Raw genomic sequence first — 20,541 nt, 5'->3', positions numbered from 1 at the left:
ATATGCAAGATTAGCATAATAAGGATGTGTGGTGTATGGAAAAGTGAAAAAATGGCAGAGGATTTATTTGGAAGTCTGAAAAAGTGTCGTGTAATGGATTGTAAATCTGACAGTTTTGGTATGGATCTGATTGTGGATGTTTTTTTGTTGTGTGAATACAGGTTAAAAAAGCACTAGTTATGAACTTTAAAGAATATACAATAAAATCGCAGGAAGCTATTCAGCAGGCATTGAATATAGCATCTGGAAGAAATCATCAGGCAATAGAACCTGGGCATTTATTAAAAGGTATTATTGAAGTGGAGGAAAATATTGTTTCATTTCTATTTGATAAGTTAAATGTCAGTAATATTGAACCTGCATTGAATGCTATAATAGATTCATATCCCGGAGTGAGTGGAGGGCAACCTTACTTGTCAAGAGGTACCAATGATGTGCTTCAAAAAGCCAAGAGTTATTTAAAAACTTTTAATGATCAATATGTTTCAGTTGAGCATTTGATTTTAGGTTTGTTGGGAGTGAAAGATTCAGTATCGCAGATGTTGAAAGATGCAGGAGCCACAGAAGGAGGCATGCTTGCCGCCATAAAAGAACTACGTAGAGGGGCTTCTGTTGATTCACAAACTGCAGAAGATAGTTTTAATGCATTAAATCGGTTTGCCATAAACTTAAATGAGCAGGCCCGAAATGGTAAGTTGGATCCAGTTATTGGCAGGGATGAAGAAATACGTAGGGTACTCCAGATTTTGTCGAGGAGAACCAAGAATAATCCTATTTTGATAGGCGAGCCTGGGGTTGGAAAAACCGCTATCGGCGAAGGTATTGCAATAAGGATAGTAAATGGGGATGTGCCTGAGAATTTAAAATCAAAATTAATTTTCTCATTGGATATGGGGGCACTTGTTGCCGGAGCCAAGTATAAAGGTGAATTTGAGGAGCGGTTAAAGAGTGTGGTAAAGGAGGTGATAAATAGTGATGGGGAAATTATTTTGTTTATTGATGAAATTCATACCCTGGTAGGAGCAGGCAAAGGGGAAGGAGCTATGGATGCGGCGAATATTCTTAAGCCGGCATTGGCACGTGGTGAATTGAGAGCTGTAGGGGCAACCACTTTAGGCGAATATCAAAAATACTTTGAAAAAGATAAGGCGTTGGAGCGACGATTTCAGATTGTACGTGTTGATGAGCCGGATGTGTTGAGTGCCATATCAATTTTGAGGGGTTTAAAAGAAAGGTATGAAAACCATCATAAAGTACGGATAAAAGATGATGCAATTATTGCAGCAGTCAATTTGTCGAATAAATACATTTCAGATCGGTTTTTGCCGGATAAGGCTATTGATTTAATAGATGAAGCTGCGTCTAAGTTAAGATTGGAAATGAATTCAGTACCAGGTGAAGTTGATGAGCTTGACAGGAAGGTAAAACAACTGGAAATTGAACGTGAAGCCATAAAAAGGGAAGGGGATAAGAAAAAGCTTGATATTTTAAGTGCTGAGATCGCAGAGTTAAAAGATGAAAGATCCACTTTGAGAGCAAAATGGCAGGAGGAAAAAAATGTGGTTGATTTGATCCAGAATCATAAATCAAATATTGAGCAGTTTAAGTTTGAAGCAGAAAAAGCAGAGCGTGAAGGGCTGTTTGATAAAGTAGCAGAATTGCGTTATGGCAAAATTAAGGCCGCAGAAGAAGAAATCTTGCGTCTGAAAGATGAGCTATCTAAAAAGCAGGCGGAAAATGCTATGTTAAAAGAGGAAGTGGATTCAGAAGATGTCGCTGGTGTAATAAGTCGTTGGACTGGGATTCCAATTACTAAAATGATGAAGAGTGAAAAGGAAAAATTACTTTCTCTTGAGGAAGAATTACATAAAAGAGTAGTTGGACAAAACGAGGCAATTGAAGCGGTTTCAAATGCCATCAGAAGGAGTAGGGCTGGACTGCAGGATGAGAAAAAACCGGTGGGTTCATTTATTTTTCTTGGAATGTCGGGAGTGGGGAAAACTGAGTTAGCTAAAGCATTGGCTTCCTTTTTGTTTGATGATGAAAACAAGATGACGCGAATAGATATGTCAGAGTTTCAGGAAAGGCATTCGGTATCAAGGTTGATAGGAGCGCCTCCTGGATATGTTGGGTATGATGAAGGTGGCCAATTAACGGAAGCGGTGAGGCGAAAACCATATTCGGTTGTATTGCTGGATGAGATAGAAAAAGCCCATCCTGATGTGTTCAATGTTTTGCTTCAGGTGTTGGATGATGGACGGTTGACGGATAATAAAGGGAGGGTTGTTGATTTTAAGAATACCATTATAATAATGACATCAAATATGGGTTCTCATATCATTCAGCAAAACTTTGAAGGTGTTAAAGAAGAGGATTTGTTTGATGTATCTGAAAGGTCGAAATCGGAGGTGTTTCAGTTATTAAGGCAAACTATCAGGCCAGAGTTTTTAAATAGAATTGATGATGTTATCATGTTTACCCCTTTAAGTCATTCTGAAATAAAAGAAATTGTGTTACTTCAAATAGGTGTATTAACAAGGTCTTTGCAAAAAAAAGGTGTGAGCGTTGATATAACCGATTCGGCAGTTGAATATATTGCAAATGTTGGTTTTGACCCTCTATTTGGAGCTAGGCCAATTAAGCGTGTTGTTCAAAAAAACATATTAAATGAAATGTCAAAAAGAATATTGGCAGATGATGTAAATAAGGATGATAAAATTATGATTGACACAGATGGCGAGAGATTGGTTATTTCTAATTAGTTTACATATCAATAGAAATGAGGAATAAAGAAAAGGGGCTCCATTAATTGGAAGCCCCTTTTCGTATTTGAGAGATGTTATTTTTTATATCCCACTAGCTCCATAGTTGGGTAAAACACGAGCACTAGGATCATCAACATTACAATTTTCCCATTCTTTATTAGGCATCCAAAAATCTTTAATAACGCCATCTCTTCCCGGGAAATGCTTTTCAAATATATCCCGATACATTAACGATTCTTTCGTGAACGGCGTGTTTGTAGGGTATTTTTCTTTAGCATTTGCCAAATCTTCATCAGAGTACATTTCTTCAGCATAGCCTTTAAGGTAATCAACCGAACTGTGTCCTACTGCATCAGAGAAAGCAGCTTTATCACGATGTAGTATTTCCTGAGGCAGGTAGTCTCCTTCGAAAGCAGCACGTAACAAGTATTTTCCTTCACCATATGTGTTCATTTTTTTGGCAGGGTCAATACTCATGATGTAGTCAACAAAATCAAGATCGCCAAATGGAACACGAGCTTCTAGTCCACAAGAAGAAATACATCTGTCAGCTCTTAATACATCATACATGTGGATTTCACGAATCCTTTTTTCAGCTTCTTGCTGGAAAGCCTCTGGTGTAGGAGCAAAGTCCGTGTATTTATATCCAAGGATCTCATCGGCAATTTCACCAGTCATTAAAACCTTTACATCAGTGTTTTCACTAATGTATTTACAAATCATGTACATTCCCATTGAAGCCCTGATGGTTGTAATATCCCAGGTTTCGATGTTGTAAATTAATGTACTAAGTGTATTGAAGATATCTTGTTTTGTAAATAAAACTTCAGTGTGCTCTGCTCCCAGGTAATCTGCAACTTTCTTTGCATATTTTGTGTCAATTGGGTCATCTTCAATACCAACAGCAAAGGTTCTGATAGGTTTACCCAGCATTTTTGCAGCAACAGCACATACAAGGCTGGAATCTAATCCACCACTACATAAAAAACCAACAGGTACATCTGCCTGAAGCCTTTTCTCAATTCCTGTTGTAAGTTTTTTATTTATGTTTTTAAATATTTCTTCAAGATCATGATCTACAAATTTCTCAACCTTAGAAATATCTTTGTAACAGTGAAAACCTTCTCCATCATAATAGTGTCCTGGAGGGAATTGTTTGATTTCTTCACACAAAGAATGTAAAGTCTTCATTTCGCTGGCAAACATGATTTCTCCATTTGCAGAGTATCCATAAAATAATGGACGGATACCGATAGGATCTCGGGCCGCAAAATATTTTTTTGCAACAGAATCATATATAACAAATACAAACTCAGCATCTAATGATTTTGCTGTTTCTTCAATCCCCTTTTCCAAAAACAAAGGGATTATAGCTTCACAATCACTTGATGATTTAAATTCATATTTGTGTTCGTATTGTTTCCTTAATTGCTGAAAATTATATACCTCTCCGTTACAAACTAAATTGATATGCTTATAAGTTAATGGCTGATTACCATTGCTTGAAACATCCATAATGCTTAAGCGGTGGAATCCCATCCAACCATCTTTTCCAAAATCTTTTACAATTGAATTATCAGGTCCCCTGTATTCAATGTTTTTAAACTCGCTGGCAAACAGTAGTTTGTCCATCATATCACTTCCTGTGTAAACTGCAAATCCGCACATAAATTTTTTGTCTTTTGGATATATTTTATTGTGATTTATTATTAATTGAGGTGTAAAAGTAATTAATTAATATTTATTGGCAATGTAAAATGTCAAATTATTACAAAAAACAATATTTTACTTATTATTTGTAAATGTAAGTATTTTGGGGTGTTTGTGTAAAATATTATAAAATATTATAAAGAGGATGTGATAATATGGGGTTTGTGTTCGTTATTATATCTATAATATTGGAGAGGGGTGTGTAAATGTGGGGGTAATGCTTAAAAACGATGCGGTTGTGAGATTTGGTTGCTAAATGAAAATTATAGTTCTTTTTTTTAATACAGCTAACAAAGAGAATAATTAATTTGAACTAAGGGGTATAAAGTAAATAGTTGTTGAGTATTTAAAAATAAAAACTTTAAAATGATTGGATATTATACTTTTTTTTAGTTTTTTGCAAAATAATAAAATCTTACGTTTAACATCATTAAAATATTGTGCCTATAGGAAATATGTTTACTCTTTAGTATATAAAAGAAGGAGACATGAATAGATTAACATTACTTTCTGAAGATGAGCTAATTAAAATGTTCATATCAGGAGATGAGGGTAGTTTGCAATTTCTTATAGAAAGACACAAGAACAGAATATACTCATATATATTAATGATGGTTAAGAATCAGGAACTTGCCGAAGATATTTTTCAGGATACCTTTGTTAAGGTAATTACAAATTTAAAGTTGGGAAGATATACTGAAAATGGTAGGTTTGCCTCATGGGTAATGCGTATATCCCATAATTTAATCATCGATTATTATCGTAAGCAAAAGAATATGCAGGTGGTTTCAAATGATTCCAATGATTATGATCTGCTTAACTCCCCTAAATATTCAGATTCAAATATAGAAGATAAGTTAGTTTTTTCTCAAATATTAAAAGAAGTGGGTGACTTGGTTGATTATTTACCTGATAATCAGAAGCAAGTGGTTCAGATGCGTCATTTTATGGGGTTGAGTTTTAAGGAAATAGCAGAGGAGACAGGGGTTAGTATTAATACGGCATTGGGACGCATGCGGTATGCTTTAATCAATATGCGTAATATGATGGAAGAAAAAAATCTGTCATTAACACTTTAGTCTTACAATATTTTAATGTTTATGGCGTTTTTATTTTGTTATTACATTATAATTTTAATGCCTATGAACTTAAATTTTACTCAAAACATTAAAACGATTGAAGAATATAGCTTATCCCTTTTGGATTTATTTGATGAATTACCGGATTCCGTTTTTGAGGATGAAAGATTGTCTCCTTCCAAAAAAGTAATGGGTAATATTATTAAACATTTAAGAGGAAATGATCAATCGTTAACTGATGATTCCAGATTACAGCGTTACAACTTTAATTAGCTATTGATAAAAGTTTTCTTCGAATGCATTAAATTCACCTTGCTTTAAGAGGTTTCTTTTTATAAATGCACTTAAGAAGCCTGATCCATAGCCGAAAATCTGAGTAAAGGATGTAATAGTTGCTAAAAAAGATGGAATTACTTCTTTAATAGTAAATAAAGCATGTGTTAAAAAAGCTATTGGGGGTATAAGTAAAAGCCAGCCTGTATTTGGGACTAGCAATGAAATAATGATCCATACAGGATATGCTATTGTGAATATAGCCGGTATCCAATGTACCATCTTGATTGTTCCTGGATGTCTGAAATTTAGATTGATCCGGGCAATTCCGGAGTTGTATACTTGTTTGAAAAATGATTTGAAATTGTTGCGTCGTTTATGGAATACCCATGCATCTTCTATAAGTATTGATGTATGGCCCTTTTCTATCAATCTCATACTAAAATCAAGGTCTTCGCCAAACCTTAACTTTTTAAAACCTTTTAGTTCCATAAAAACTTGTTTCTTTATCCCAAGATTAAAGCTTCGTGGATAAAATTTGTCCATTTTTTTGTTGCCCCCCCGAATCCCTCCTGTGGTTAATATGGATGTCATGGAGTAATTGATGGCTTTTTGGATATTGTTAAAGGATTCATGTGCTCTATCCGGGCCTCCGTAACAATCGGAATCAACAAAACTCTTTTCAACTACTGTAAAATAATTTTCAGGAATTAAACAATCGGAGTCAAAAAATATAAGTATATCTCCTGTTGCATGTTTTGCTCCTTCATTTCGGGCAGGACCTGGGCCTGAGTTTTTTTGGTAATGGTAATGTATGTCAAGATTTTTCTTGTATCCATTACAAATATCTTCAGATTGTAAATGGGAGCCATCTTCTATAATAATGACTTCAAAGTCCGTGTAGTTTACTTCAGATAAGGAATGAAGTAACTCATCAACTTCCTGAGGTCGATTGTATACCGGGATTATTACTGAGAACTTGGGCATTTATACTAAATATCTTTGTGGCAAAGATAAAATTATAAGGTTTAAAACCAATAAATATTAAAAAAAGCCTGAAATGTTTTCTTCAGGCTTTTTTAGGAAAATAATCATGTAAAATCAGTGGTTAGAAACATCATTGGATCTCCGATGATGTTTTGAAATATAGGACGGTACCTGTTGGTGTCGTAAAATTTGGCTACGTTTACCTTCTTTATGCTTTCTCCCTTTGTATCTTTCTTTACTGCTTCAATGGATACATAATCAAATTTTCCGTTTTTAACGCAAACCATATGACCAGACTCTCCTTTTTTTATTAAGTCTAAAGCCATGTTTCCATAGGTTGTAGGGATGATTGAATCAAGTGCGTCAGGTTGGCCTGATCGTACCAGATATCCAAGTTTTTGGTTAATGATATTTATTTCTCTGCCACCGTTGAATTTTGGCGAATGCTTTTTTAATTCTTTACCTATTTGTTCTCCAATACCTCCTAACTTTTTGTGACCAAAGGCATCGGTTTCTGCGTCGGAATAAATAATATCTTGTCCATCATATGTAGCGCCTTCTGAAACTAAAACCACAGAATAATTGCTGGGATTGTTTATTCGGTCTTCTACCATTAATGCAGTTAAGTGTTCTGTGTTTATTGAATATTCGGGTATTACACACCTGTCTGCAGCTCCACCTATAGTGGGTAGAAGGGCAGAGAACCCTGCATTTCTGCCGAAGACTTCGAGTACTAAAAATCTTTCGTGTGAACCGGCACAGGTTCGTAATGCATGAGTTAGTTCAATGGTTCGTGTAATGCAGGTGCTAAATCCTATGCAATATTCAGTTCCGGGAACATCTCCGTCCATGGTTTTGGGGATACCAATGACCTTTATTCCCTCTTTATGTAACCGGACTGCGTAACTTAATGTATCATCTCCACCAATAGGAATTAAATAGTCTATCCCGACGTGTTTTAAGTTAGCAACTGCTTCATCTGTTAAATCATTATATTCGTCTTTGTATAGGTGTTTGAGGTGGTCTGGCAGGTGTCTTTGAGCAACTTTAGTGGCTTTTGTTCTGCTGGAATGCAAAAATGTTCCTCCTGTGCGACCTATCCTGTTGACCGTAATTTCTTTTAAGGGAATGCAATATTCCTGATCTTCAAGTGGTTTAGATCTGTCAATGCTTATTACACCTTTCCAGCCGTTTTTAATCCCGATAACTTCATAACCTTCTCTTATGGCTCTGAGTGTAATGGCCCTGATTGCCGGGTTTAATCCAGGAACATCTCCGCCTCCTGTTAAAATACCAATGGTTAATTTTTTATTGTTCATCAGTGTAAAAAAATTTAAGGGTTTTGTATTTTAATTTACTAATATGCGTATGGTGTATTTAAAAGCTTTGTAAATGAGTTTATTAAATATAAACATTTAGTTTAAATATTTCGATACATAGAATGGTAAAATTGATTATTGCAAATATTGAGGTGTGTGTCAAGTTATAAATAAGGATTAGGGTTAACAGATAATGAGTTTAAATAAGTGTTAAATTGTAAATAATTAGAGCATTTTTTTTCGAATTTGAAAAAATATAAACAATTTTGCAGCTTTTAAAGCAGACTAAATTTGGATCATTCAAAAGTGATGGAATTGATTAATATAGGTTTGATGGTTTATTGTTAGATGCTTTTATTCAATTGAATTTTTCTAAAAACTATTTATAAATATTTGGATAAGATGATTAAAAGTCCACTTCAAATCGCAAGGGAGAGTTATTCTCCAAAGTTACCAGCAGCATTAAAAGGCTCTGTAAAAATTGTTGAAGGAAAGAAAACAGAATCAGTGGCAGATCAGGCTGACATTGAAAAACTTTTCCCTAACACTTATGGAATGCCTGTACTAACTTTCGAAGAAGGAGAGTCTGGTGCTACAGATAAAGCTATTAGTGTAGGTTTAATTCTTTCTGGTGGTCAGGCCCCTGGTGGTCATAATGTTATTTCCGGAATCTACGATGGATTAAAAAAGTTAAATCCTGCTAACAAGGTATATGGATTCCTTGGTGGTCCTGGCGGATTGGTTGATAATAACTATCAGGAGTTAACTGATGATATCATTGATCATTACAGAAATACCGGTGGTTTTGATATTATTGGTTCTGGTAGAACAAAATTAGAAGAAGTAGAGCAATTTGATAAGGGATTGGAGAATTGTAAAGCTTTGGGAATAAATGCACTAGTTATAATTGGAGGAGATGACTCTAATACTAATGCTTGTGTATTAGCAGAATATTATAAGCAAAAAGATGCAGGAGTACAGGTTATTGGTTGTCCTAAAACTATTGATGGTGACCTTAAAAACGAAATGATTGAAACTTCATTTGGTTTTGATACAGCTTGTAAGGTTTACAGTGAATTGATTGGTAATATTCAGCGTGATGCCAACTCTGCTAAAAAATATTGGCACTTTATTAAGTTGATGGGACGTTCTGCTTCTCATATTGCATTGGAATGTGCTCTTCAAACTCAACCTAATATTACAATTATTTCAGAAGAGGTTGAAGCTAAAAGCATGACTTTGGATGAAGTGGTAAGTGATATAGCTAATAAAGTTGCTGCTCGTGCTGCAAATGGAGAAAATTTTGGTACAGTATTGATTCCAGAGGGATTGGTTGAATTTATTCCAGCAATGAAAAAATTAATTGCTGAATTAAATGACCTATTGGCTCATAATGAGGAAGAAGTAAATGCCTTTGAAACTAACAAAGAAAAAAGAGAGTATTTAGTTGAGAAGCTTTCTGCAGAAATGGCTGAAGTATTTAAGAGCCTTCCAAATGCAATTGCTAATCAGTTGATGCTTGATCGTGACCCACATGGTAATGTTCAGGTATCAATGATCGAAACTGAAAAGTTGTTGATTGATATGGTGAAAGCCAAGCTTAAGAAAATGAAAAAAGCTGGTGAGTATGTAGGTAAATTTGCAGCTCAAGGTCATTTCTTTGGGTATGAAGGTCGATGTGCAGCTCCTTCTAACTTTGATGCTGATTACTGTTATTCTTTGGGTTATACCGCATCAGTTCTTATTGCTGAAGGGAAAACAGGTTATATGTCGTCTGTTAGAAACTTAACTGCCCCTGCAGAAAAGTGGATTGCTGGTGGAGTGCCAGTGACTATGATGATGAACATGGAACGTCGCCATGGAGAAATGAAGCCTGTGATTCAAAAAGCACTTGTAAAATTGGATGGGGCTCCATTTAAAGCTTTATGTGCAAAACGTGATGATTGGGCTTTAAATACAAAGTATGTTTATCCAGGTCCAATTCAGTATTTTGGTCCTACCGAAGTATGTGATTTACCAACCAAAACATTAGTTGAGGAAAGTAAATAGTAAACTTCTGTTTAAGATATAAAAGCCACGGTTAAGATTAGCTGTGGCTTTTTTTTATGGAATTGTTACAAGGTGCTTAAAAAAATGAGGCTCTATTGTTTTGTTGTCAGAATTTTATAATTACTTTCGTACCAATTCAGGTTATAGAGTATTTAAATTATCAATATACCATAATGTCAAAGATTATTACACTTTCAGAGGCTGCATCGATTGCGTTACATGGAATGATCTTAATTGCGAAGTCAGATGTGAAGCTAAATGTGAACCAGATATCAGAGGAAATTTCAAGTTCGAGACATCATGTAGCGAAGATATTTCAACGTTTGGCAAAGGAAAATTTTGTATCATCAAATAGGGGACCAAGTGGAGGTTTTTTATTAAAAATGGATCCTAAAGATATTTCACTACTTGACTTATATGAGGTTATCGAAGGTCCTGTTCAGGTACAGGGCTGTCCGGGGGATAAAGAAAGATGTCCTTTTGATAGATGTATAATGGGTGATATAGCAGAGGAGTTGGCATGTCAGTTTCGTGATTATCTGCGTGGCAGAAGTTTAGCCGATTATTTGTAATTAATCGGTTAGATTTATAAAATTGATTGTTGCACAAGCCATTAATGCAGCTGTTTCTGTGCGCAACCGGGCCTTTCCTAAAGATATTTCGTTAAAGTTGTTTTCTGTGGCTTCTTTTATTTCTTCAATAGAGAAATCTCCTTCAGGGCCTATTAAGATAAGAACATCCTCATTGTTTTTGTAGCTGTTTTTGAGGAGTGTTTTAGGGTGATTCTGGCAATGTGCAATATACTTGTTTGAATTTGTATTTTTGTTGTTGGAAATAAAATCTTTAAATGAGGTAACAGCATTTAACTGTGGTAGATAATGTTTTAGTGATTGTTTTGTTGCTGACACTAGGATTTTATTGAGCCGCTCAGGTTTAATTACTTTTCGTTCAGAATGATCGCAAATTATAGGAGTTATCTCTTCAATGCCAATTTCTGTCGCTTTTTCTAAAAACCATTCAAACCTATCTATGTTTTTAGTAGGGGCTACAGCCATGTGAATTCTGAACGGTCTCTTTTCTTCTGTTTTTTCTTCAGTAATTTCCAATCTACATGCTTTGGGGTTAGCATCGGTTATAGTGGCTGTGTATATGGTACCATTTCCATTTAATACAGATATTTCATCACCGTTTCTATGTCTTAAAACTTTTATACAATGTTTTGATTCTTCAAGGTTTAAAGTGGGCTGTTTAGCAGAAAAGTCTGTATCAAAAAATAATTGCATAAGTATATGTTATAATTTTAAACTGGTAGCAAATATACTAATTGTTGTTGCTATTTAAAACGGGAAGTGATATGGTAAATTCAGAACCCTTGTTAAGTTTGGATTTTACAGTAATAAATCCACCCATTAATTCCACTAAACTTTTTGTTATTGCTAATCCTAGTCCTGTTCCGGTATTGAGTTTTGTTGTCTTTTCTGCTTGTCTGAACCTCTCAAAGATGATATTAATATCCTCCGGAGAAATTCCTTCTCCGGTATCTTTTACTGTTATTAATAAAATGTTGTTTTTTAGGGGTACTACAGTTAGTTTCACTTCCCCGGTTTGAGTAAACTTGATGGCGTTGGATATCAGGTTTAACAATACTTGCTCCAGTCTATAGGGATCAGAATATATCAAAAGTTCAGGCAGGTTGTAGTCAAGGCAAAATTTTATGTTTTTGTTTTTTGATTTGATAATTGTTTCTGCTGTATATTTTACGTGGTTTAGGGTAGAGTTTAAATTGAACTTTTCATTTCGTATTTGTAATTGGTCTGATTCTATTTTTGATATATCAACTATGTCGTTAATGATGTTTAACAGGTTTTCTCCTGATGTTTTAATCTGATCCAGGTATTCATCTTTTTCCTGGATATTGAGTTCCGGCGATTGAAGGATATCGGAAAAACCAAGAATGGCGTTCATCGGAGTTCGTATTTCATGACTCATATTTGCTAAAAAACGTGATTTCAACCGATCGCTTTCTTCTGCTTTTTCTTTGGCTTTCTTTAATTGGTTCTCAAATTCTTTTTGTTCAGAAATATCCATTAATACGCCGGTGATGCGAACAGGCTTCTTGTTTGTGTCGGTTTCTGTGATTTTTCCATGAACAGAATACCACTTTAGGGTATTGTCTTTCTGATAAATCCTTATGTCCGTTTTAAATAATGGAGTGCTTCCTTTTGTGTAGTTTTTCCAGTTTGCATATATTTTAACCACATCTTTATCGTATACGTATTTTTCCCAATCCTTAATGTTAACGCTGATGTTTTTTTTGTGTTTGTATCCTAATAGTTTGGCAAAGCGACGGTTAAAAACAACTGTGTTTGTGTTTAATGAAACATCCCAAAGTCCCTCATTGGCACTTTCAAGTGCCATCTCCAGCCTTCTTTCGCTGTCTGTTAATCTTTTTTGTATTTTTTTTCTTTTGATAATATTTGATATAAGATGGAAATTTAATAGTATCAAAAGGGCAAGAGCAGAGAAGTAATAGATTAGTTTTTTCTTGTGTTTTACATAAAATGGGATAGTCCTGTTTGTAAAGACTGTATTAGGGGGCAAGAGTTTGTAGTTGAGGTTATATTTTTTTAATAGGTTAAAATCGTATGTGGGTTTGTACTGTGTGGGTGTAAGGGGATTTGATTTCTTTTCCGGATTGTTTATTCTGTTAAGCAATGATTTGGCAGCTTCATAGCCTTGATCGTATGATGATATAAGATGTCCGCCAACAATAAAATCGCCCAATAAAAATTCCCAAAAACTATATATCGGAATATCAATATCTTTTAACAGTTGCGTTCCCAGATGTTTCATCTCAATGGGTACTTGATGATTGTTGGAATATAGGCTTAGTAGTATGATCATCTTGTTTTCGTGATGTGGCAATTCATCTAATTTAGTCTTTATTGTTTCATAATCAGTGCCATCGATAATTTGGAAGGGAATGTTGGGATTGAATTCGTTCAGGCCATCGAAAAATTGAGAAAGGAAAATTTTTCCGGATAAGGTTTGGTCAGATATGACAATTATGGTATCGGTATTGGGATTCAAAATGAATGCTTGCTGAAGAGTGGTTTTAATATCAATATCTTCTTTTATGACATTGATTCGGGTGGTGTCAAAAGGAATTAAGTCAATATTGTTCACTCCACATGCAGTAATGGGTATGCTTTTATTCCATATACTATCTCCTTTTTCCAACACATATTGAAATGCATAATTATCAGAACAGATTATTCCATCAAGGTCGATGTTTTCATATTTATATTTGTAGAGATTGGTTAATTCGTAAAAATATCCCTGGTTTTGAAAACGCTTGAAATCCATGTATTCAACAAATAGCCTGTAGTCTTCCTTTTCATCAATGGCATCAAGTACTCCTTGGGTTATGTCATCGGTCCATTTAAAACCTGTGTGATATGAATTTAAAAGAAGAATTTCCTTAACTTCTTTACCAAAAGAAAAATGAAAGCAGCAAAACAGCAAGAGTGTGGTATAAAATAATTTCATGCGTTTAGTACATTGTTTTTGTGGTTGCGAAATATGCAAAAGAAAACCACTCATTTGAGTGATAAACCTTTTATTATACTTGGCTGAATTAAAGGGTTTAGATATTTTCTTAAAATATAAATATATCAAAATATATGATGTTTAAGATATGAAAAAAAATTATTTTAAAAGTTTTTATTCAGAAGCGAAGGTTTATTTTTTTTATGACGTCTTATGCGTAGTACAAGAATATAGGAAGTGATTCAAACGGTTGAAAAGATAGATATAGAAAGTTTTCTGCAAGGTGATTATAAATCCTTTGAGATTGTGGTCAATTTATTCAAGGATAGGGTAGTGAATATTTGTTATTCATATACAAATAATTACCATGATGCAGAAGATGTTGCTCAGGAAGTTTTTGTTGAGCTCTATAGATCTTTGCATAAGTTTAAAAATCAATCAACCTTATCTACCTGGATATACAGAATTGCTTCTAATAAGGCCATTGATTTTATCAGAAGCAAAAAACGACAGAAAAGAGGGAGTGGACAGATTGGTTACCTCGAAGATCAGAAGTATTATGATTGGATTGTGGGAGATAATAAATCGGCAGATGATGAATTGATACAGCAACAACGAAAAAGTTTGTTGTATGACGCTTTGAATAAATTGCCATCGCGTCAGAAGGAGGCTTATGTATTGACACAAATTGAAGGCTTTGATCAAAGTACAGTGGCAGAGATAATGGAAACATCAGTTAAGAGTGTTGAGTCGCTAGTTGTACGGTCGAAAAAGAAGCTGAAACAGATTTTAGAGAAAAGGATTAAAGAATATTTGTAATTGATCCGAAGGAATTTAATGACGTTATCGTCTAAGGTTATGTAGATAAAGAAACCGGGAGGTTGAGTTATGAAAAATGAAAGATTGGATCGGGAATTAGATCAGGTATTTAAGGTAGGTAATAAAAAACATGGGGAGATTAAGGCTTCTCCGTTTTTTACAACCAGGGTTATGGGTAAAGTGGAGCAGTTGGATGATGTTCGGGCTGGCATTTCCATTTTGTCATATATAATCAGACCAGCATTTGCACTGTTTATTTTAATAAATGTTGCAAATTTTTACTTCTTTAATAATTCAGATTCAGATATGTCGTTGGATGAAAGTATTGAAGATGCTGGTTCGGAGTATATATATGCTTCGAATGATTTTATGTATTCCGAGGATTTGTTGACAGGTAATTATGAAGTTAAATAGCGGTAAATGAAAAATAGATATTATCATATAATTATTGGGTTGTTGATTGTTTTAAATGTTTTTTCGTGGCGTTTTTGGTGGGAAAAGCCAAAGGTGCCATCGGTAATTGAACAGATAAAGCATAGAAAAGACAACAGGCATGAAGGTAAAAATGCTTTTTTTGAAGAACTTCAATTGACACCAGATCAGCAGGCTGAATTTGAAAAACAAAGGAAGAGCTATTTTAAGGAGATAGGGGAATTAAATGCTGAAATTGAAAATAGCAGACGTTTGTTGATAGAAAGCTATGAGAATAATGGTTCTGCCGGAGATTCACTTTTTGAAGTGTTGGGAAGAAATAAAATGTTAATAGAAAAAGCAACATTTAATCATTTTAAATCTTTACGTGAGGTATGCAACGACGATCAAAAGGAAGGTTTTGATTCAATAACTTCAATGATGGTAAAACGTTTCCACCGTTGGGATAAAAGAAGGGGGGATAAACGGGGAGTTAAGTAAAGGTTTAGACTAAAAATATTGAATTATGAGAACATTAGAATTTTTGAAAAGTTATGTGGTAATTACGCTGCTGTTTGTAATTATAGGAAGTACAGCAATTGGCCAATGTACGGGACATGAAAGATTTCAAGATGATAGAGGTTTGCACAGGGGGGGATTAAACCTGTCAGATGAGCAACAAGAGCAGATAAAAACCTTCAGACTTGAATTAATGAAGGAAATGACTCCAATTAAAAACGAAATAAAGGTAAAGACGGCAGAACTAAATATGATATCAACCGGGGATAATGTTGATACAAAAAAGGTGAATAGTTTATTGGATGAGATTGGTAGTTTAAAAACAAAAATGGCTAAAAAGAAATTTGCTCACAAGCAAAAACTACGAGGCATTTTAACTGATGAGCAAAAGGTGTTGTTTGATGCCCATGCAGGTAAAATGTTTGGAAACAAAGCAAAACGAGGAGATGGGCAAATGATGAAGCACCGGATGCACAAAGGTAAACGCACGGTAGTGAAAAGTGCTCCTGATCAGTATAATAAAAAGGAATGCCCCTTAAAAGAAAAAACGGAAATATTTGGATAGAATATGTATTGAAGTATACTAACCGTTACTCTTTAACGTTTTTGTATTGTAGATGAATGAAAAAGCCTGTCTGTTACAATAAACAGACAGGTTTTTAGTTGAAGTATAAAATAAAAATGAATGTTTAAACTAATTAGTTTATATTTATTCAGAATTTTCAAAACCAGATTGTTTCTATTCCATAAAACCTAAAACATTGGATATATCTATTCAAAATCTTAATAAGATTTATAAAAACAAACATCAGGCGCTTAAAAATGTATCATTGGATATAAATTCAGGGATGTTTGGTTTGCTTGGCCCTAATGGTGCAGGTAAATCTACCTTAATGAAAATATTGGTTACTTTACTTGAACCCTCAAGCGGAACTATTAAAGTTAATGGTGCTGACCTGGAAAAAAACCGTAAACAAGTAAGGGCCATGATGGGGTATTTGCCCCAGGATTTTCGTTTTTTTGCAAAGCTTAAAACATATGAATTTCTTGATTATGCTGCCTCATTAGCAGGTATAAATAGTCGTAAAGAAAGAAGGGATGAGGTGGAGCGGCTACTTGAAGATGTAGGGCTATTTGAAGTGAGAAACCGTTTTGCGGGTAAGTTGTCAGGGGGGATGAAAAGAAGGCTTGGCATTGCACAGGCAATTGTAGGTGACCCAAAAATTGTTATTGTGGATGAGCCAACAACAGGATTAGATCCCGAAGAACGAATACGTTTTAGGAATATTCTGGCTGATTTAAGTCAAAAAGATGTGATAATTATTCTCTCAACCCATATTGTTGGCGATATTTCCAGTACTTGTAACCAAATGGCCTTATTAAACGAAGGGCAAATTCAGTTTACTGGAAGTCCGGATGAGTTTATCAGGCTTTCAGAAGGTAAAGTATGGAAAACACAGGTGGCTTTTGATGATATGGAAGACATTAAGCAGAAGTATCCGGTAATTACTACCATACCGGGGGCTAATGGTTATGAGGTGGAATTGATTTCTCCTAGTGCAAATGGTTTTCAAGGGGAAAATATTATGCCAAATCTGGAACATGCTTATGTATATTTTATGGAGTACGAATCAAATAAATTTAACCGGCCATGAGTAGTAATAAACCCATTTTTATAGTTGCAAAATTTGAGGTAAAGACCTTATTGCGCAGCTGGTTTTTTAGAATATTTTCAGCAATCGTTATAGCCTTTCTTCTTTTTTTCAATATAGTTGCTTCAACAGAAATAGGCAGGTTCAATTTTGCTGACAGGATGATGCCCGGGGGATTGGTATACATGAATTTATGGATATTAAATATTGTGCAATCCATAATAGCAGTATTCTTATCATCCGATTTTCTGAGTAGAGACAAGAAACTGGATACTACAGAAGTAATATATGTTCGTAGTATGTCGAATTTTGAATATGTATTTGGCAAAACTCTGGGTATATTTTATGTTTTTGGGGGATTGAATTTATTGGTACTGCTTTTTACTTTCATTATTAATATTATAAGTACGGATGCAGGATTCAGTGCTATAACTTATCTGATATACCCATTAATAGTATCCTTACCAACATTGATGTTTGTGCTTGGATTGTCATTTTTTGTAATGCAGTTGGTAAAGAATCAAGCCATTACTTTTATCCTTGTTCTTGGATATATAGCAACTAACTTGTTCTATCTTAAAGGTAATCATTATGGGTCGTGGGATTTTATAGGTTTTTTTAGTCCTATGGCATATTCTGATTATGTAGGTTTGGGAAATTTATTCCAAATAGCATCTGTGCGTATAGGATATTTTATATTAGGTATTTCCCTGATGTTTTTTACTGTATTTAAATTGTCAAGGCTTTCTCAAACAAAAAGAGGGAAAAGCGTAGCGCTGATACCTTCGTTCTTATTTCTGTTTTTGGGCTTGAGTTTAATAGGAAATTACCTGCAGCATCAATTTAGGTTGGAAAAACAGATTGAGAGTTTTGCTCAGCTTGAGAAGCAATTACCTATTGATGCAGGTTATAAAATAGTTCATTATAATATTGAATTACAACACAGGCAAAAGACAATTGCCGGAGCCACCGAGATTTGTGTTGTAAAAGATGAGAGTTTAGAAAGTATTAAGGAACTGAAGTTTTATTTTAATAACGGACTAATTGTTAGCTCTGTAAAAACAAATGGCGAGAGTCTTGAATATAATCAAAACTTGAATTTTCTTACTGTATTTTATAATTATAACAATAAGGATACGCTTAAACTAAATATTGAGTATACTGGTAAGCCCAATGACGACCTTGCATATTTTGATCTTGATAAAGAAAAGAGGGAGGGATTACACCGTTATGATCCATTGTTGGCTGGTAAAAGTTCGCTGTTTGTCAGCAACCAATATCTTTTGCTAACAAGTGAAAATTTTTGGTATCCGGTAGTTGCAGATCGAAATGCACATAGGATTACCCGTTTTTTTACATCTGATATAAAGATTAAGGGGATTACGGGTATAAAGTATCTTTCTCAGGGAGAAGAATCATATGATGGTGATTGGACAGTTTTTAAAGGAGATGCCAAATATTCAAAGTTGTCTTTAATTGGTTCTGAGTTTACAGGTAAATCTATAGAAGTGGATTCTGTTAAATATTCATATCTGGTTAAGCAGGATAATGACTTTTTTACTAAGTATTTTGAAAACCTGGGTGACACACTACCTAATCTTATTTCAGAAATAAAAGGTGATTTTGAAAGGAAGTTAGGAGTGCCGTATCCGTATAAAAGGCTCACTTTTGTGGAGGTTCCCCTTCATTTTTATTCCTATTATAGAAGCTGGGCTCTGATAAATGAAAACACCAGTCCGGAAATGGTACTGATACCGGAAAAGGGCTTGGGTATAAATGAGTTTAATCTGGCTCATTCAAAAAATCGGCAAGAAAGAGATAATAAAAGGGAAGGAACAGAGATGCTACCTAAGGAAATGGAAGCCAATCTGTTTATGAATTTAATAGGGAATACATTTGCTATTCCAAAGGAGCGACGGTTTTTCTTCCGAAATGAAGCAGATGCAGGGCGATCTGTAAGTAATTGGAGTGCTTATTCTATATTTCCGTTATTTTATAACTATTCATATTCCATAAAAGAAAAGGAGTTGCCGTTTATAAATATGTGTATGGAATCATATATGCAATCCCGTATTCATTCTTCATTTAACCGTTTTGGGAGTTTGTCGGGGAATGATAAATCTATTCTTTTCTTAAAAAGCAATACGGAAAGTTTGGCTCACCTGGTTGATGAAGAGGACTTGAAGATAAGTATAGCAGATATTATCCTTACTGTTGGTAATGGAAAATTTGCTTCAGCACAACAAAAAGTTGGGATAGAAAATTTTGAAAACTTTGTAGATAGTTTGTTGGGCAAATTTAAAGGGGAGGCAATAAACGCTTCCGAGTTGACTGACTATATTGGTGATGACTCAGGTGAGAATGAATTAAATAAAAGTTCAGTGATAAAATTACCAGCTTTTATTTTTGGGGAAAGCAAAATATATAAGTTTAAAGATAACAAAAAGGAGAGTTATTTTATTAGTCTGGAAGTTGCTAATGTGGGTGAAGTTGATGGAATGATCAAGGCATCTTTGTTTGGCGGGGGACGTCGTTCTGGTCCTCCACGTCCAGGTGGGGGACCTCCGGGAGGAGGAGGAATGAATGCTTCATACGAAGATATTTACCTGGTTAAAAAAGGACAACATGCTCAAATAGGTATTATTCTTAGCCAAGCCCCAAGGATGATGTCTGTGCATACCTACTTATCGGAGAATGTTCCTTCAGATAATCGTTTCTTTTTAGCAGATTTTGAGGAAGCTCCAAAAGGATTAAAAACATTTACCGGTATAAAAGATCTGAAAGGAGATGTAAAGTATATCAGGGATAATGAAATTGTTGTTGATAATGAGGATCCTGGTTTTTCAGTGGTGAATAACAAAGGTCGAAAGACCTTAAAAGAGATTTTGTTATCCAGAATGGATGTAGAAAAAGCCGAAGAGGGATTTGAATATAAAACGCTGTTTCCATGGCATCCGGCAAGCAGGTGGACAAAGGTTCTGGAATCTCAGTCGTTTGGAAAGTATATAAAATCATATACTTATAAAAAGTCAGGAGACGGGAATGCGAGGGCTCAATTTAAGGCCCATCTGCAAGAAAGTGGACGTTATAATGTTTATGCCCGGGTTCCTTCCCAGAGGACAGGCTCTTTTAGAAGAGAAAGGCAAGAGGGCTCATATGAATATACGGTATTTCATGATGATGGTGAAGAAATAGTATCCGTTGCTGTAGAAAAAGATAATTCAACATGGGAATTATTGGGGGAATTCTATTTTTCTGATGGAGAGGCTGTTGTTGAGCTTTCGGATAAATCTGCACGAAGGGTTGTGGTTGCTGATGCTGTAAAATGGGAGAAGCTTTAATAAAGAGGTTGAATTCCCAAAGCTATTATGCAATAGCTATTGGGGTTCTGAATATTGAAAAATCAAAC

17 protein-coding genes are annotated in these 20,541 nt (G+C 34.8%); 12 read left to right on the top strand and 5 right to left on the bottom strand.

The genetic code is table 11. The annotated features are described in order from the left end of the window. Window positions 1-51 precede the first annotated feature (51 nt). Together OM074_RS11470 and clpB are read left to right on the top strand one after the other, a co-directional pair. Window positions 52-177 (top strand): hypothetical protein, encoded by a 126-nt coding sequence (locus OM074_RS11470; protein ID WP_301199618.1) that lies wholly within the window; start codon window positions 52-54, stop codon window positions 175-177. A gap of 2 nt (window positions 178-179) precedes the next feature. Beyond that, window positions 180-2,762 (top strand): ATP-dependent chaperone ClpB, encoded by a 2,583-nt coding sequence (clpB, locus tag OM074_RS11465; RefSeq protein ID WP_301199617.1) that lies wholly within the window; start codon window positions 180-182, stop codon window positions 2,760-2,762. 84 nt (window positions 2,763-2,846) lie between these two features. On the opposite strand, the gene asnB is transcribed toward clpB, so the two are convergent. Continuing rightward, window positions 2,847-4,433, bottom strand: a complete 1,587-nt coding sequence (gene asnB / locus OM074_RS11460) for an asparagine synthase B (protein WP_301199616.1) — start codon at window positions 4,431-4,433, stop codon at window positions 2,847-2,849. A gap of 530 nt (window positions 4,434-4,963) precedes the next feature. Here asnB and OM074_RS11455 point away from each other — a divergent pair. Together OM074_RS11455 and OM074_RS11450 are read left to right on the top strand one after the other, a co-directional pair. Continuing rightward, window positions 4,964-5,554: an RNA polymerase sigma factor gene (locus OM074_RS11455; RefSeq protein ID WP_301199615.1), complete on the top strand. Its 591-nt coding sequence runs from the start codon at window positions 4,964-4,966 to the stop codon at window positions 5,552-5,554. Between the two features lie 63 nt (window positions 5,555-5,617). Then, window positions 5,618-5,827 carry a hypothetical protein gene (locus tag OM074_RS11450; protein WP_301199614.1) on the top strand — a complete coding sequence of 70 codons (210 nt, stop codon included), beginning with the start codon at window positions 5,618-5,620 and terminating at the stop codon, window positions 5,825-5,827. On the opposite strand, the gene OM074_RS11445 is transcribed toward OM074_RS11450, so the two are convergent. Next, entirely contained in the window at window positions 5,828-6,814 is a 987-nt protein-coding gene (locus tag OM074_RS11445) for a glycosyltransferase family 2 protein (protein ID WP_301199613.1), read from the bottom strand. It lies immediately after the preceding gene. Window positions 6,815-6,918: 104 nt separating this feature from the next. Further along, entirely contained in the window at window positions 6,919-8,133 is a 1,215-nt protein-coding gene (locus OM074_RS11440; protein WP_301199612.1) for a 6-phosphofructokinase, read from the bottom strand. A 402-nt stretch (window positions 8,134-8,535) separates the two neighbouring features. Between OM074_RS11440 and OM074_RS11435 the strand changes: the two genes are divergently transcribed. Next, entirely contained in the window at window positions 8,536-10,182 is a 1,647-nt protein-coding gene (locus OM074_RS11435; protein ID WP_301199611.1) for a diphosphate--fructose-6-phosphate 1-phosphotransferase, read from the top strand. 173 nt (window positions 10,183-10,355) lie between these two features. Next, complete coding sequence (locus OM074_RS11430) at window positions 10,356-10,754, top strand: RrF2 family transcriptional regulator (protein WP_301199610.1); 399 nt, start codon at window positions 10,356-10,358, stop codon at window positions 10,752-10,754. Here the strand turns inward: OM074_RS11430 and OM074_RS11425 are convergent, their stop codons facing one another. Both OM074_RS11425 and OM074_RS11420 read right to left on the bottom strand, forming a co-directional pair. Beyond that, complete coding sequence (locus OM074_RS11425) at window positions 10,755-11,465, bottom strand: 16S rRNA (uracil(1498)-N(3))-methyltransferase (RefSeq protein WP_301199609.1); 711 nt, start codon at window positions 11,463-11,465, stop codon at window positions 10,755-10,757. A gap of 37 nt (window positions 11,466-11,502) precedes the next feature. Beyond that, the gene (locus OM074_RS11420) at window positions 11,503-13,731 is read right to left on the bottom strand and encodes a sensor histidine kinase (RefSeq protein ID WP_301199608.1); all 2,229 of its coding nucleotides are present in this window, start codon (window positions 13,729-13,731) and stop codon (window positions 11,503-11,505) included. A gap of 237 nt (window positions 13,732-13,968) precedes the next feature. On the opposite strand from OM074_RS11420, the gene OM074_RS11415 reads away from it, so the two are divergent. The 6 genes from OM074_RS11415 to OM074_RS11390 all read left to right on the top strand — a co-directional run bounded on the left by OM074_RS11415 (window position 13,969) and on the right by OM074_RS11390 (window position 20,473). Beyond that, window positions 13,969-14,550, top strand: a complete 582-nt coding sequence (locus OM074_RS11415; protein WP_301199607.1) for an RNA polymerase sigma factor — start codon at window positions 13,969-13,971, stop codon at window positions 14,548-14,550. A 69-nt stretch (window positions 14,551-14,619) separates the two neighbouring features. Then, a complete protein-coding gene (locus OM074_RS11410; protein ID WP_301199606.1) occupies window positions 14,620-14,964 on the top strand; it encodes a hypothetical protein in 345 nt (114 codons plus the stop codon). A 6-nt stretch (window positions 14,965-14,970) separates the two neighbouring features. Continuing rightward, the gene (locus tag OM074_RS11405; protein WP_301199605.1) at window positions 14,971-15,462 is read left to right on the top strand and encodes a hypothetical protein; all 492 of its coding nucleotides are present in this window, start codon (window positions 14,971-14,973) and stop codon (window positions 15,460-15,462) included. Window positions 15,463-15,487: 25 nt separating this feature from the next. Continuing rightward, window positions 15,488-16,045, top strand: coding sequence for a Spy/CpxP family protein refolding chaperone (locus OM074_RS11400; RefSeq protein ID WP_301199604.1), 558 nt, complete (start codon window positions 15,488-15,490; stop codon window positions 16,043-16,045). 196 nt (window positions 16,046-16,241) lie between these two features. Continuing rightward, on the top strand, window positions 16,242-17,135 hold the full coding sequence (locus tag OM074_RS11395; protein WP_301199603.1) for an ABC transporter ATP-binding protein: 894 nt from the start codon (window positions 16,242-16,244) through the stop codon (window positions 17,133-17,135). After that, the gene (locus OM074_RS11390) at window positions 17,132-20,473 is read left to right on the top strand and encodes a golvesin C-terminal-like domain-containing protein (protein ID WP_301199602.1); all 3,342 of its coding nucleotides are present in this window, start codon (window positions 17,132-17,134) and stop codon (window positions 20,471-20,473) included. Before OM074_RS11395 ends, OM074_RS11390 begins: the two co-directional genes overlap by 4 nt. Window positions 20,474-20,541: the final 68 nt, after the last annotated feature.

It is taken from the genome of Plebeiibacterium marinum (genome assembly GCF_026013615.1).
Classification (GTDB): Bacteria; Bacteroidota; Bacteroidia; order Bacteroidales; family Marinilabiliaceae; genus Saccharicrinis; species Saccharicrinis marinus_A.
The sequence above is the reverse complement of the archived record's forward strand: the minus strand, read 5'-3'. Positions and strand labels throughout refer to the sequence as shown.

Coding starts and splice junctions, on each gene's coding strand:
- OM074_RS11470 (WP_301199618.1), top strand. CDS start 52: ATGGCAGAGGATTTATTTGGAAGTCTGAAAAAGTGTCGTGTAATGGAT.
- clpB (WP_301199617.1), top strand. CDS start 180: ATGAACTTTAAAGAATATACAATAAAATCGCAGGAAGCTATTCAGCAG.
- asnB (WP_301199616.1), bottom strand. CDS start 4,433: ATGTGCGGATTTGCAGTTTACACAGGAAGTGATATGATGGACAAACTA.
- OM074_RS11455 (WP_301199615.1), top strand. CDS start 4,964: ATGAATAGATTAACATTACTTTCTGAAGATGAGCTAATTAAAATGTTC.
- OM074_RS11450 (WP_301199614.1), top strand. CDS start 5,618: ATGAACTTAAATTTTACTCAAAACATTAAAACGATTGAAGAATATAGC.
- OM074_RS11445 (WP_301199613.1), bottom strand. CDS start 6,814: ATGCCCAAGTTCTCAGTAATAATCCCGGTATACAATCGACCTCAGGAA.
- OM074_RS11440 (WP_301199612.1), bottom strand. CDS start 8,133: ATGAACAATAAAAAATTAACCATTGGTATTTTAACAGGAGGCGGAGAT.
- OM074_RS11435 (WP_301199611.1), top strand. CDS start 8,536: ATGATTAAAAGTCCACTTCAAATCGCAAGGGAGAGTTATTCTCCAAAG.
- OM074_RS11430 (WP_301199610.1), top strand. CDS start 10,356: ATGTCAAAGATTATTACACTTTCAGAGGCTGCATCGATTGCGTTACAT.
- OM074_RS11425 (WP_301199609.1), bottom strand. CDS start 11,465: ATGCAATTATTTTTTGATACAGACTTTTCTGCTAAACAGCCCACTTTA.
- OM074_RS11420 (WP_301199608.1), bottom strand. CDS start 13,731: ATGAAATTATTTTATACCACACTCTTGCTGTTTTGCTGCTTTCATTTT.
- OM074_RS11410 (WP_301199606.1), top strand. CDS start 14,620: ATGAAAAATGAAAGATTGGATCGGGAATTAGATCAGGTATTTAAGGTA.
- OM074_RS11405 (WP_301199605.1), top strand. CDS start 14,971: ATGAAAAATAGATATTATCATATAATTATTGGGTTGTTGATTGTTTTA.
- OM074_RS11400 (WP_301199604.1), top strand. CDS start 15,488: ATGAGAACATTAGAATTTTTGAAAAGTTATGTGGTAATTACGCTGCTG.
- OM074_RS11390 (WP_301199602.1), top strand. CDS start 17,132: ATGAGTAGTAATAAACCCATTTTTATAGTTGCAAAATTTGAGGTAAAG.